Source organism: Flavobacterium geliluteum (assembly GCF_017948595.1).
GTDB lineage: Bacteria > Bacteroidota > Bacteroidia > Flavobacteriales > Flavobacteriaceae > Flavobacterium > Flavobacterium flavipigmentatum.
The window spans coordinates 1-251 of sequence record NZ_JAGFBV010000107.1 but is presented as its reverse complement, the minus strand read 5'-3'; the positions used below and the strand labels follow the sequence as shown (position 1 = coordinate 251).

Sequence of the window (251 nt, the reverse complement as noted above, 5' to 3'; positions counted from 1 at the left end):
GCGTTTCTTTAGTTTACTTCTCCAGCCATTAAGAAGCATCAATTTAGCAACTTTCCTTTTGGATATTTTATATCCTTTTCTTTTTAACTGTTCTGCTATTCTAGGACTTCCATAAGTTTGACTGCTTAGATCAAAAACTTCTTTTATTAAGTCTGTAAATAGACTATTTTCTATAGATCTATTAGAAGGACCACCGCTGAACCATCTATAATAACTACTACGGCTTACTTTTAAAACGCTGCACATCTTTT

At 32.3% G+C, this 251-nt stretch carries 1 protein-coding gene; it reads right to left on the bottom strand.

Features of this window, described 5'->3' with window-relative positions; translation table 11 throughout:
* Nucleotides 1-251, bottom strand: a 251-nt coding sequence (locus tag J3495_RS19130; protein WP_210668588.1) for an IS3 family transposase, incomplete at both ends; no start/stop codon positions are given.